The organism is Ensifer sp. Root31, from assembly GCF_001424825.1.
Classification (GTDB): domain Bacteria; phylum Pseudomonadota; class Alphaproteobacteria; order Rhizobiales; family Rhizobiaceae; genus Ensifer; species Ensifer canadensis.
Genome location: NZ_LMCO01000014.1, coordinates 18,842 through 31,323 on the forward strand (window position 1 = coordinate 18,842; position 12,482 = coordinate 31,323).

The following is a 12,482-nucleotide window of genomic DNA, read 5'->3' on the forward strand; positions in this document are numbered from 1 at the left end:
GTTAAGAACCGCTCTGCCATTGATTTATCTCGCTATTCTTAAAGATAATTACGAAAACATGATTTTGATCGGTTTGACGCTAAAGATTCGTCAACCGATTTACGATACTCTGAAAAACCAGATACTAAGCCAAGCGCGATAGCGTGGCTTACACAGCGATCGCCTGCTGCTTCTGAGGTTGCTTTCTCGAAGCAGATGCTGAGATCTTTAACCGATTGAGGTGAGACCGGTTTGATCGACGTGTACGACATCGTTCTGTTTTGCGGCGACACCACGACGGGGCCAGTTGGACCCGTGATCGACTGCAGTATAATGCGGAGATTCGCCGCAGTTCGGTCAATGGGCGCAGCAGCGCCGTAGATCGTCAGCGCAACGGCATTTGCTAACTGCTTTTGGTGCTCTGAAAATTCGCTGTCTTTGTCGGGCAATTGAAGGCCGCCCAAATATGAAGCGTTCGCAAGGCTCGAAAGCGCTCTGCCGTCACCCTGTCGGGCTAGCGGCCACAGAAGGGCCCACATATCTTGGCACTGCCCTGCCTGCATGGATTTCGACGCAGTCTGAAATCGTTGTTCCCGGTCCAGGGCTGAATTGGTAGCAAGATTGCGAGCTTGGTCACCCGTGCACCCGTAAAGAGATAGCGCAACGACTATTGTCGCTCCGACCGCGGTGAAACGACGAAGTCGCGACAGCAGGGCTAATGAGCATTTCATACCTTCTGTTCCTGTGCTTACGAAAAAGCGCCACAAACAGAGAGCGCTACCATAGCGCGCAATATTACAAAAAACGCGGAAGTTGCAACGGGTAGAACTGAAGTTTCCTAAAAATGGAGGCCTATTTGATTTCAATCATTTAATGGGAGTAAGCGGCACGGCATTAGTGTTACTTTTGGTCGGCGCCTGAGTTTTTGGAATCCGTTCATTTCCGCCTTGGCCGAAGAGCGAAGTCCCAGATCAAGCACCGTCCCCGAGCCGCCCGATGGATACGGGCGACGCGTCGCCTTAACGCGTCCCTTGCCAAGCAATCAAGGTTCATCGGCGCCAAATTGTCAGCAACCACAATCGCTTCGGAAGGGTGTTTGGCACCTATGTGCCTGTTGATACATTATGCGATCTCAGAAGCACGAACAGAGAACATACCGAGATCAAATCCGCGCCCAGCGCTCACCGCACGAGACTGATCAAAGAGGCTCAGAGCGTCTGGGCATTTGCTCGTTGTTGCAATGAGATTGTCCGTCGGCTCATGCGACGGCCTTTTTTCTCGCTTTGATAAGCTTTGCGCTCGATGTAGTTTCAACGCAACTCTGTGTTGATTATCGAGTCGGGAGCGATGGTGAGCGACTATTGGGATGGAAAGACCGGCGCAGCAGAAAATCTCCGCCTTCTGACCCGGGATGGGAAATGGCTTGCTTGGGACGATCAAGATGCCAACTCCGAAGACGCTAGCAGCAAAAGAATACCTGGAGCAAAAAGCCTCGTCGAACAGGCGCTTCTTCAAGCTCTCCATGCCACTAACGTTCAAGCCCTTTTGGGCTCGGGTGCTTCTTTTTGCACCCGAAACAAAGACGACCGCCGAGCGCCCGGCATGGGTGATCTTTGGCATGCTGCCAGAGACAAGGTTTGCGATGGTGGCCTAGTCGACTGCTCGGCCTTTGATAATGTCGTGATCGATGTCGTGGGCTCCGTTCCAGAGGACGAAAACGGAAAGCAGAAGGCTGGAAACATCGAGTCCCTACTGAGCCTTTGCAAAATGAAGCTGGAGCTACTCGACGTCCGAGCAACAGAAGCTGAGAAAATCGATCCCAAAGGGGAAATTCGTCGACTGAAGTCGTTCATCGCCGACGCCGAGAGCGCCATCCTCACGAAGGTGGACTTTGTAGATCAAGGCACCGAGCTGCCTGCCCATAAGGCTTTCATCCAGAAGCTCGGCAAGAGGTCCGTTGATAAGCCCCGGGTTAAAGTCTTCACCACCAACTACGATCTATGTGTGGAGGAGGCATCGGCGCGACTCGGCGTCGTGCTTGTCGACGGATTTTCTCACAGCGCCGAACAGAGATTTAACCGTGACTACTTTCAGCATGACATCGTCAGAAGGCAAACGTCCGGCACCAAGGCGGACTACATCGAAGCCGTTTTTCATCTCTATAAGCTTCACGGCTCTGTGGACTGGAGAAGACGCACGGATGGCGTGGTAATTCGATCGATGGCGACCGACAAGGCTGGCTTGGAACCAGTCCTGATCTACCCGAGGTCAACCAAGTATCAGCAAGCGTTTGAGGTGCCCTACATCGACATGTTCGCCGCCTTCCAAGGTGCACTTCGCGAACCGGACACGGCACTTATCGTTGCGGGCTTCGGATTTGCGGACGACCATATCAGCTCCCCTATTTGGTCTGCGCTGGAGTCCAATCTCAGCTTGAGACTCATTTTGGTGGATCCCTCGTTCATCCCACCGATAAAACTAGATGCGTATCCAAAGCCCGACCACATGCTTGATCTCGATATCGCCAGCCAGAAAAACTATCAAAAGCGGATTATGCGACTCGTGCAGGAAGGCGATCCGAGAATTACCGTTTTGAACGGTCGATTTGAGGATTTGGTGGATGCGATACCGGGGATAACCGGCGATACGGACCGGCAACGTTTGCAGATGCGCCTCGATCAGATCAGGGACACACTAGCATGATCCAGCCGGCGGCAGCTCTTACTGATCCTGACAAACGTGTAGGCACCGTCACCCGGGTCGGAGCTTCGTTCATTGAACTGACGGTACCAAGGGCCCTTGCGGCCAGCGGCCAACGAGGAATGGCGCGAGGCACAACCGGAGACTTCATTTTTGTCGACTGTGACCAGGAAAGCATTCTCGGACGAATAACAGATGTGTTCGTGCCTGATCGTCAACGCTCAGCATTGGAACGGCAGATGGACGCAGACGCCAACGCCGAACCGCAGGGACGTGCACAGCTGCTGGCGACGGTCAGCAAAGCGACACACAAAGTGACGCGCGGCATAAACGTCAAGCCCCGTATCGGAGACAGCGTCTACTTAGCCGATGGCAGCGCGCTGGCCGCGGCAATTCGCGAGGCCCTCCAAGGTGAGATTGAGCCGGGACGCGGGGAGCGCCTTCTGATCAATTTAGGACGATTGTCCGGGATAGCCGATGCCAGCATCGCGATGCCTCCGGAAAAGCTCTTCGGTCGCCACTGCGGGATTTTTGGCGCTACCGGAGGTGGTAAAAGCTGGACCCTGTCGAAGTTACTGAATGAGATTGTTCGTCTCGGTGGAAAGTGCATACTTTTCGATCCCACTGGAGAATTTTCAGGGAAGATTTCGGGTGCGACGGAGTTTTCCTTCTCCAAGGGTAACGCGCTGCAGCCGCTCGCACGATTTCCATACCGCGAGCTTTCAGAAATCGACTTGTATGCCCTCCTAACCCCCTCCACTCAGATGCAAGGACCCAACCTACGCAGCGCCATAAAGAGCCTCCGCCTTGGTGCAGCGCTCCGAGAAAATCCGAAGAATTACCCATTGCAAGTGCTGCAGGACGGAAGTGAGCGCTACTCCGTCGGCAACCGTGGAGGGTTCGTGGAAGTCCGCAAAAGCGGCGTTGTCAGAAAAGCTGGGCACAGCCGTCACGCTCTTTCAATGGCGCTCATCGAGCTCTCTTCGGAACTAGACTCGCACTTGTGCGACTTCGATATCCACCTATTGTCAGACCAGATAAAAGAGGAATGCATCAAACATCATTCTAATGAAAATATGGGGACCTACGGCGCCCACGATGACTTCGCTCTCGGTGCGTGCAATTCGCTAAATGTCCGGATTGAGAACTATCTTTCCTCCCCAGAAATGCGATGCCTCTTTTCCGACGAGGGCGTTGACATCTGCAACGAGTTCAAAAAATTCATCGCGGATCCTGCCCAACACGCACTAGTCCTGTCTTTTGAGCACGTCAGCTTTAAGTACAATACACGTGAGCTTCTACTGAACACGTTGGGGCGTTATTTGCTCAGCCTGGCCCGCGCAAACGTTTTCCAGAAATCTCCGATGATCTGCTTCTTGGATGAGGCCCATCAGTTTATCGGCCGGTCAATTGGCGACGAGACGAACCACGTGACGCTCGACGCGTTCGGGCTCATCGCCAAAGAAGGCCGAAAGTACGGACTGACAACTGGCATCGCAACACAGCGTCCTCGAGACGTGCCTCCGGACGTCTTAAGTCAGCTTGGTACTCTCTTCGTCCATCGCCTAACGAATGACCGAGACCGAGAGACCATCGAGAGAGCGTGCGGCGATTTGGACCGGGATGCTGCATCATTCATCCCATCGCTTGCCCAGGGCGAGGCAATCGTCGTCGGCCCCGAGTTACCCGCCCCTCTGCCGGTCTTAATCGACCGCCCCGAGAAGGGGCAGCAGCCACAATCGCATGGTCCACGATACCAGGCTCATTGGGGCAAATAGCGCAAAGACCTACTTAATGAGATGTCCTTTGACGGAAGCTTCGAATAACTACAGGTCTTTGTCTCCAATATCTGGTATTTAGCGCCAGCATTTAGCGTGGATGAGTTCAGTTCATGTCAACCGATCAAAAGCCCGACCTGCTGCCCGTCCTACAGGCAGTTGCTGAGCGAATTCACTACGCTGAAACTCGGCGCTCAAATTTTACTGTCATTGCAGGAGTTCTCTTGGCGGGTGGCGTCGCTCTTTTGGGATTAATTGCGGGAAAGAGAATTGACGCAGTGTTGGCTTACCCGCTTTGGGTCAGCGCGATCTCGTTTACGATATTAGGGATCGTGATCTTTGTCGCCTATGCTCGACAAACAAACCTCTATCCTTGGACATCAGCGACAAGAACCTGGAAGTGGTTCTACCGCGATGCATTACCTGACGAAAAAGCCTTCAGCTCAAGCATTGCATCTAATGTATATGTCTCTACTAAAGAACGAACACGCGCCCAATCAGAGTATAATCGGCAGTTACCTCTCTTTATGGACCGTCTCTCCGATCTGTCCGACGACAAGGTGAATCACGAGCAAGATCAGGAGCAGCTATATGTTTTGCACATCAATGAGAAATACAAGAATTTATATCTTTCCGGTCTTCGTTCTATTCTGAATCGGGGAGTTTTGGCATGGGTGACATTCTCCATAATCGCACTAGCCGTAGGAGCATACCAAGATTACCACGACAGTCGTCCGCACACAGCTAAATGGACAAGCGGTAATCTGGATATTCGTGGAGAATGGCTTGCGCATACTCTCGAAAACGGGACCGAGGAGATCCTTCTCAACGTTGATATTTCGAACAGAGGAAAGGCGCTTGCCGATCTGCCGCAATGGGGCCTCACGACAGATGAAGGTCTTCTAGTGCCCCTCGAAATATCTAAGCAGACTCGCGCTTCTAATGTGTTGTCGGGTTGCACAACCCAAAGCTACTCCATTGTTCTACGGACTGTAGGGCAATTCGGAGTCAACTCAGACTCTCTTCACGTGATCAGCAAATGAGGCCATCTTACAATTACGCCTTGGCTCTCACGAGCCAGTTTCCCTTTTGCAGTATGCCGCTTCGACTCGATAGCTATTCTGCTTGTCAGTATGCATGCCACTACTGCTTCGCCGCGGCACGCGGAGGCGCGTCGACGAAACGAAGGCTTCAGGTAGCAGACCCGCAAGCATTGAGACGTCGACTGGAAAGGCTGGAGGCTGGCCGTGAGCCCATCTCCATGATCGACGAAATGCTCTCAGCTAGGATCCCCATTCATTTTGGTGGAATGAGCGATCCTTTTAACCCACTCGAGCATGAAATGCAGACAACATTTCAGATGCTGGAAATACTGGAGCGCTTTGAATATCCTACTGTCATCAGCACAAAATCCGACACTTGTGCGGAGAAAAAGTATCTCGACCTTCTAAAACAGCCAAATTTTGTCGTACAAATCTCACTTTCAAGCCACAGAGACGAATTGGTGGAACGGATTGACGTTGGCGCGCCCAACGCTACCCGCCGACTCGAAACCATTCGTGCTCTCGCTGACTCGGGAGCAATAGCTTCGTGTCGAATACAGCCAGTGTTACCAACAAAAGAAGGCGATGTTTTTGAACTTATCGATCGTTTGGCCGAGGTCGGCGCGAAGCACGTGTCCATCGAGCACTTAAAGCTGGCGGTCGAACCTAAGCACCATGCCCGATTATCGTCGGCGCTTGGTCTTGATGTTCGAAGCTACTTCGATGAAGCAGGATCGAAGCGGATTGGCCGCGAGTGGATTTTGCCAATCAGAAGCAGAGTCGAGCGCCAACTCGAATACCGTCGCCGCACTCACCAAAACAAGATGTTTTTCGGAGCCGCTGACAGCGATCTCTTACACCTCAGCGATGGCTCCTCATGTTGTAGCGGAGTCGATCTTTTAGGCCTCGTATCGCGTTTCACGTTCACATTCACGCAGGCAGTTCGCTCAGCAAAGAATCTCAGAGTTGAATTTAGTTCGATAGCAGGTGAATGGCGACCGCAGAAGAGCATCGCGCGATATGTGAATTCGAAGTCTAGACTAGGCCCCTCTGCAGGGATTGACGCGTACATCCGAGAGGCCTGGAACGGCCTGACTCACGGTGCCTCTCCTGCAATGTACTATGGTGTACATCCAACTGACGAGTACGACAGTGCGGGATGTCGTGTGTATATGCTGGACCCATCCGTAGCCCAGCTTATGCCGAGCTTATCGGGGGGTGCAGGCCTCAGCCTTCTGCGTAACGATGGCGTGGCTTAGCGTTTCCCTCCATGGGACGAGGCACCAAATTACTAACCGATACGCGAAAACTTCACCGTGCCAGCGGTGTTCATTGCCCTGCGCCACTGTCGGGCCGACCAAACCAGTCCCTCTAGCTCGTCGGTCTCGGTGACATACTCAAGGCGGGCTGCTCCGTAAAATTCGGCATCATCGGATACGATATCAGTCTCGTTTGTCTGCTTAAAAAAATAGCAAACACCATGGGGACGTAAGCCAGTTCCCACATACGGGTCGACGCTAATTGTGTCCGATCGCTTGATCGGCGTGTCGCGCTGAGGATTCCACATCTTCATCTCGAAGCTCCACCAAGTTTGCGTTATCTCGGCTTCGAGGATGATTGGTGTAAGCGGAGCGAGCCGTTCGGGCGCACAATGTCTCATGTCAATTACATCGAGTTTCGACATCGCTGCGTTGAGCAATTGCTCCTGCCTTGGCCAATTCGAGCAGAGTTCAACTCTCCATCGGCCATTAAGATCCGGGAAGACGACTCGGCCGAGCCTCGGAAACCAACGCCAGACTTGACGCCACACCGGATTCCACAAGATGGTGCTCAAGACAATCCAAGCCAAAGCCGGGATAGCGGTATACTTTGGGCTGAGAGGAAAGCTACGAGAAAGATACTGCCCCAGCAAAAGAAGCCCTACGACGAGCCAGGAAAAAGAAACGAACAAAGCCTTTTTCGATAGAATTCTGTACATTAGATCTCCCAGCTACTTGAATCGTCCGCGCTGACCCACTATCGAACAAATATAAAATATAGGTGGGACGTGACTCTTGCAAATGCCCATGCCCTTTTTTGTGGCCTGAAATCTCAGCCAAGTTATCTTGCGAACTTGAATATCGATGAGAATGATAGGGCCGGATTGATCGAGGCGAGGCGAAAAATTCGGATTGCCCTGAGGGCGGCCGCGCAGGGTATCGCCGCAAAGGATGAATATTGGCACTCCGGATATGCGGCCCGAACTAGCTGGCGCAACCGCCCCGCTGTCGAAGTCAAGTTTATGACTCAAGGTAGCTTCGCATATGGCACGATCAATGCACCTGCACAAATACCCCAACAGGAAATAGATCTTGATGATGGCATGTACGTGCCCGTTGAGTTTCTGATGAACGGTGAACCCGCACTCGCTGCTCGCGGACTTTTTCTTTTCGTCGAGACCGCCCTTGCGCCTTTAGCCGCCGAGAATGGATGGAAGTTGGCCGAAAAGCCGAACTGCGTGAGGATAAAACTCTGGTCGGGAGCACATATCGACATTCCGATCTATTCGATACCGCGTGACCGTTTTTCGCAAATCAAGGAAGCCTTCGATAGCGCGCACACGTCTTTTTCAGAGAGGAGAGCTTCACTTTCGAATAGCTGGCGCCTGCCCTCAGACAAGATCGTGCTCGCTCAGCGCGACGGAACATGGATCCAATCGGATCCTCAGCAGCTTCATGACTGGGTTCTTAGCCGGACTGACAGATACGGCCCGGTCTACAAGCGTTTGAGTCGCTTTTTCAAAGGCTGGCGAGACTACACGTGGGAAAAGTGCGTTTTGTCTTCGTTGTGCATCATGTGCGCTGTCGATCTCGCGCTTCAGAAGCTAAATGGTTTCCCGACCGAGGAGCGCGACGATGCGCTGGTCTTGGAGATTGCCAAGCGTCTACCTGACATTTTGCGCGGGGAGGTCAAAAACCCCGTTCTAACAGATCTCTGCATCAACGACTGGTCCGAAGAAGATAGGTCAGAGATTGTAAGGGCTGCTGAGAACCTGAAAGTCGAGCTAGAATCTGCGCTAGAACGGACAGGCGACGCCGAACGAGTGGTTCAAAAGCTGCGAAGCAAGTTTGGCGAACGCCTGCCATATCGGCCGGAAGCGATAAAAATGGTCTCCAGCATCGCTGCGATCCAAGTCGCTGTACCAGCAGTGGCTGCAGCACCGAAGGTAATACCTTCAACGTCTGGCTGATGGAAAAGACCGCCGCCATTCGCGAAATAGACGCTACTCTGCGTGGGCGTGGGTTTATTTACACCGGTCCGGGCTCAACAGATTACGACGGCGTCATCAAGGTTCACGGCAAACCAATTGGTGTTTCAGTATCGATCCCAGACGTGCGATTCGTCTCGAAGCCGCGCGTTTTTCTGAAGGTCCGTTCTGAGATCCCTCTCGCAACATTGGCGCATATAGAAACGGACCAAGGAATTTGTTACGCCTCCGGCGCGGGGCTACCGTTGGACCTTTACCACCCTGGCGAAGGCATACTCCGCGTGCTCGAAGAGGTGCAGCGAACACTGGAGATCTCCTACAAAGGTCGCGGTAGCGCGGAAATCGTCGACGAGTACCAGCAGTACTGGTCATCGAAATTCGCACTCCAGGTGATGCTCCCTCGCGACGGCGGCCTTACGACCGTGGACGGTTACACCTTTTTCGCCGGACTGAACGATGAGGCGCAGTTTAAATGCTTAAGCAGAACTGTGCAGCTTGCGGGATATCGGACCTTCTTCCCTGAGGAAGCGCGCGTTCGCTTCTACTTGAACAAATTGGGACCAGGCGGGGGCGTCAGAGCTCCGAATTCCTTACTAGATTTGAAGAGATGGATCGAGGGCCAAGATGAGCCCCTGGTTTCGTGGCCAGTGGCCCTCGCCGAAATATGTGAAGGGAAATCCCTCTTCTTCGCAGCTCCGAATGCATTTCTTGGTGTTCGGCTGTCAATGCCGACTGATATAGCCTCAGGCATCAAAAACGGGTCAATCCGGCTAGCGTCTCTTCCTAAGATCTTTGCCAACCGCCTCGATAAAGTAACGGTGGAACGCTACACAGGTACTTGGGCAGGCTTGGATCACGTCACCAGGCGCAATCTGACTGAAGGCAGGTCCATGAGAAACATCTCCATTTCGCTGATTGGTGCAGGAACCATCGGCGGCTACCTAGCACGTTTCCTGGTGCAAAGTGGGGCCGGTCACGATGGTCATTTGGCCGTGTTTGATAACCAGCTCCTGAGCGAAGGAAACATTGGCCGCCATTTGCTCGGCTTTGAGCATTTAGGCAAGCCCAAAGCTCTTTCCGTGAAATCAGAACTTGAGCGCTTTCATCCGCAGGTGAACGTTCGCGCCTATGTCGAGGACGCCATCGACCGCTGGGACATTGTTCGCAATTGCGACATCATCATCGATGCGACCGGCGAATGGAATGTTCAAGCGGCGCTGAATGATCTTTTTCTCTCCACTGACCACGTCCGGCCTAGCGCACTTCTTCATTCCTGGATTTTTATGAACGGCGCAGGCGTCCAGAGTTTTCTCAATCTTCGCGACGGTAAGGCATGCTTCCGATGTTTGAAGCCAAGAATTGAAGGGCCTTGGAGATACCCCGCCGGGAATGAACATGATGAGTTGAACTTGCAACCAGCCAGCTGCGGAGATGGGTCATTCGTCCCGTTCTCGGTGGATGCGCCGGTCATGGCGGCAAGCCTAGCCACCAGAGCCGTGCTGGATTGGGAGTCCGGGAAAGCGGGGCCACGTCTTCGGACGGCTGTCGTCGATCTTGAGCGTGGTCGATTTCAGAAGCCTGTATCACCGACCCGAGTTTCTGATTGCCCGGCGTGCAGAAAAGTGCCTGTATCCAGATGACCGTGCTCCTCCTTCCCGACGCCGTCAGCGCGCGTATCCGCTCGTATCTGAGTACGCGCTCGGACAAGAATGAGCACGGTGGCTTGCTCCTTGGATATCGGAAGCCTGGGGCGATCGAGATCAAGGACGTGACCTTTCCTAGTCGCTGGGACCGTTCCTCACCTGTGCGATTCCACCGCTCGGCCATGGGCCACAGAATCAAGGCCCTCCGCGAGTGGATTTCCTCAGGTGGAACGGTGGACTGGGTTGGCGAATGGCATTCTCACCCAATTGGAAGCTGCCAGCCTTCATCCATAGATCGAAACAACTGGAGGATGCTCGCCGTGCATACCGGACGGCCCATGGCCTTCTTGATATTTGGCCGCGGGGACCTTTACGCTGGCATGCAATTGCCATGGAACGATGCGTATCGCTCTTTGTCGGTCGCAGAGCGATCGAACGAGGCGGAACTTTATAGGTAAGTATGGGACGACCTCACGCTGAAAATATGATTGGACGAAGATAGTGGCGGGTGACCTTCTCGATATACTTCGTGATGCCCAGCGTGATCTGCGAACGTCGGGCTACGAACGATACCAGTATGACCCGAGCTTCACCTCGGTTTATCCAGCACGCCTCTATGACAATATTGAATTCCATTACCCTTTTAGTGAATGGAGAAACCGTTGGCTGGCTTGGGGAGATGATGGCCTTGGTGCTCCCGCGCGCGACACATTCGGGCGGTGGCTGATGTTCGAGCTTCTCTCTGGCAAGCAGCCGGAAAAGCTCGTCCTCAGCGTCGAAAAACTTCTTCTAGAAAATTGTGCCTCTTTCGCCGATGTCTATATATGCCGCGGCATTGAGGTTGCTTCGCGCGTGAATCTCGCCGACGGCGCTTACCTGTTGAACCTCGGCCTGCTTACTGAGATTGATGATGCGCCCCGAGTGTTCGCGCCGCCGCCAGGGATGAACATTTCCAAACCATGTTCCGCCCTAGTGCTTCCTTTCCATATGCAGGTCGTATCGTTCATGCCGAGCGAACAGCGCCCTCTGCCGTCATCGGCGACAGCGCTGTCTCGCATGCTGCTTGCTCAAACTATCCGCCAATCGCTTATATTGTCTGGTTCTGTAGCCATCCGCTTGCCAGGGAAATTCCGCATTTCTCAAACAATCGGCTACCCATACCGGCGCGATCAGATCGAGCTGAATGAGGGTGAAGCAGCTGTCGCAGTGGGGCCCAGCCCCGATCTTGACTTGGCGCGGACTCTTATTACCCAATTGCGAACGTTTCCCGATCTTCGTCCAATAAATATTGCTGTCGATCGCATCAATCGTGCGCGTTCCGCATCTAACGATGCAGACGCCGCTATCGATTACGGCATCGCCTTAGAAGTGGTGCTGATGCATGGGGATCCAGCAGCAAATCAAGAGATCTCGAACAAGCTTGGTCTAAGGGCCGGATGGCTGTTGGGCACAGATATTAAACGTCGGCTCGATGTCAAAAGCAAAATGTCGCGCGTGTACTGTGCCAGATCCGACGCCGCCCACAGGGGCCATCTACGCGAAGAAACGCAACGAAGATTCAGCAGACCTGAAGCAGATCTGATCGCGGTCCAGTGCGTCCGAGCTGTTCTGCAAAAGGGCAGGTTTCCCGACTGGAACAAACTTCTCTTCGGAGAATTTGGATAGATTCGCCTAAAGCCCCCCACGCCCGAAACCTTCCCCTCCCCGTCCCCGTCATCTCGCGAAGATCGAGCTCCAAAACAGTCCGCCGCGCTGCCTGCGGCGTGACCTCGAGCGTCCTCAGGGCGCGTGCTGCAAGCCGGGCCGGGCGTCTTCGCTGCCTCGGGACAGCAAAGCATCGATGCCGGCCAGCTCGGCGTCGAACTGGCAAGAGCTTTGCGCGGATGCATTTTCCCTTTTTGACACCTCCGACCGGCGCAATTTCTAAGGCACCCGGGCTTTGAGAAACTCCTCCGCTGCTCGACGTGAAGTCGTCAGGACGAAGTTCGGCGCCGGAATTACCGCTTAGCGGTTGGGCTCTCTGCTAGTGATTCTTGATTAATTGTCCCCCATCGCAAAACGTTCTATTTTCCCTTGCAGGGTGCCTCGACGA

General features: G+C 53.6%; 10 protein-coding genes. 7 read left to right on the forward strand and 3 right to left on the reverse strand.

All coding sequences use genetic code 11. The annotated features are described in order from the left end of the window. Window positions 1-38: 38 nt before the first annotated feature. A complete protein-coding gene (locus tag ASD00_RS40035) occupies window positions 39-428 on the reverse strand; it encodes a hypothetical protein (protein ID WP_156585592.1) in 390 nt (129 codons plus the stop codon). Window positions 429-1,326: 898 nt separating this feature from the next. On the opposite strand from ASD00_RS40035, the gene ASD00_RS15300 reads away from it, so the two are divergent. The 4 genes from ASD00_RS15300 (at window position 1,327) to ASD00_RS15315 (ending at window position 6,759) form a co-directional block, all read left to right on the forward strand. After that, on the forward strand, window positions 1,327-2,682 hold the full coding sequence (locus ASD00_RS15300) for an SIR2 family protein (RefSeq protein WP_063963274.1): 1,356 nt from the start codon (window positions 1,327-1,329) through the stop codon (window positions 2,680-2,682). Next, window positions 2,679-4,457, forward strand: coding sequence for an ATP-binding protein (locus tag ASD00_RS15305; RefSeq protein WP_082523575.1), 1,779 nt, complete (start codon window positions 2,679-2,681; stop codon window positions 4,455-4,457). Before ASD00_RS15300 ends, ASD00_RS15305 begins: the two co-directional genes overlap by 4 nt. A 113-nt stretch (window positions 4,458-4,570) precedes the next feature. Then, window positions 4,571-5,500, forward strand: a complete 930-nt coding sequence (locus ASD00_RS15310; RefSeq protein WP_057207421.1) for a hypothetical protein — start codon at window positions 4,571-4,573, stop codon at window positions 5,498-5,500. 218 nt (window positions 5,501-5,718) lie between these two features. Then, window positions 5,719-6,759, forward strand: a complete 1,041-nt coding sequence (locus ASD00_RS15315) for a radical SAM protein (protein WP_057207422.1) — start codon at window positions 5,719-5,721, stop codon at window positions 6,757-6,759. A 32-nt stretch (window positions 6,760-6,791) separates the two neighbouring features. On the opposite strand, the gene ASD00_RS15320 is transcribed toward ASD00_RS15315, so the two are convergent. Then, window positions 6,792-7,478: a hypothetical protein gene (locus ASD00_RS15320; protein ID WP_057207423.1), complete on the reverse strand. Its 687-nt coding sequence runs from the start codon at window positions 7,476-7,478 to the stop codon at window positions 6,792-6,794. A gap of 69 nt (window positions 7,479-7,547) precedes the next feature. On the opposite strand from ASD00_RS15320, the gene ASD00_RS15325 reads away from it, so the two are divergent. The 3 genes from ASD00_RS15325 to ASD00_RS40040 all read left to right on the forward strand — a co-directional run bounded on the left by ASD00_RS15325 (window position 7,548) and on the right by ASD00_RS40040 (window position 12,055). Continuing rightward, complete coding sequence (locus ASD00_RS15325) at window positions 7,548-8,729, forward strand: cyclic GMP-AMP synthase DncV-like nucleotidyltransferase (protein ID WP_057207424.1); 1,182 nt, start codon at window positions 7,548-7,550, stop codon at window positions 8,727-8,729. Beyond that, window positions 8,729-10,387 carry a ThiF family adenylyltransferase gene (locus tag ASD00_RS15330; protein ID WP_057207425.1) on the forward strand — a complete coding sequence of 553 codons (1,659 nt, stop codon included), beginning with the start codon at window positions 8,729-8,731 and terminating at the stop codon, window positions 10,385-10,387. The genes ASD00_RS15325 and ASD00_RS15330 overlap by 1 nt, the downstream gene beginning before the upstream one ends. A 504-nt stretch (window positions 10,388-10,891) precedes the next feature. Further along, on the forward strand, window positions 10,892-12,055 hold the full coding sequence (locus ASD00_RS40040; RefSeq protein WP_057207427.1) for a HEPN domain-containing protein: 1,164 nt from the start codon (window positions 10,892-10,894) through the stop codon (window positions 12,053-12,055). Here the strand turns inward: ASD00_RS40040 and ASD00_RS42300 are convergent. Beyond that, on the reverse strand, window positions 11,949-12,260 hold the full coding sequence (locus tag ASD00_RS42300) for a helix-turn-helix domain-containing protein (RefSeq protein WP_280137506.1): 312 nt from the start codon (window positions 12,258-12,260) through the stop codon (window positions 11,949-11,951). The genes ASD00_RS40040 and ASD00_RS42300 overlap by 107 nt on opposite strands. Between the last annotated feature and the right edge of the window lie 222 nt (window positions 12,261-12,482).

Coding starts and splice junctions, on each gene's coding strand:
- ASD00_RS15300 (WP_063963274.1), top strand. CDS start 1,327: ATGGTGAGCGACTATTGGGATGGAAAGACCGGCGCAGCAGAAAATCTC.
- ASD00_RS15305 (WP_082523575.1), top strand. CDS start 2,679: ATGATCCAGCCGGCGGCAGCTCTTACTGATCCTGACAAACGTGTAGGC.
- ASD00_RS15310 (WP_057207421.1), top strand. CDS start 4,571: ATGTCAACCGATCAAAAGCCCGACCTGCTGCCCGTCCTACAGGCAGTT.
- ASD00_RS15315 (WP_057207422.1), top strand. CDS start 5,719: ATGATCGACGAAATGCTCTCAGCTAGGATCCCCATTCATTTTGGTGGA.
- ASD00_RS15320 (WP_057207423.1), bottom strand. CDS start 7,478: ATGTACAGAATTCTATCGAAAAAGGCTTTGTTCGTTTCTTTTTCCTGG.
- ASD00_RS15330 (WP_057207425.1), top strand. CDS start 8,729: ATGGAAAAGACCGCCGCCATTCGCGAAATAGACGCTACTCTGCGTGGG.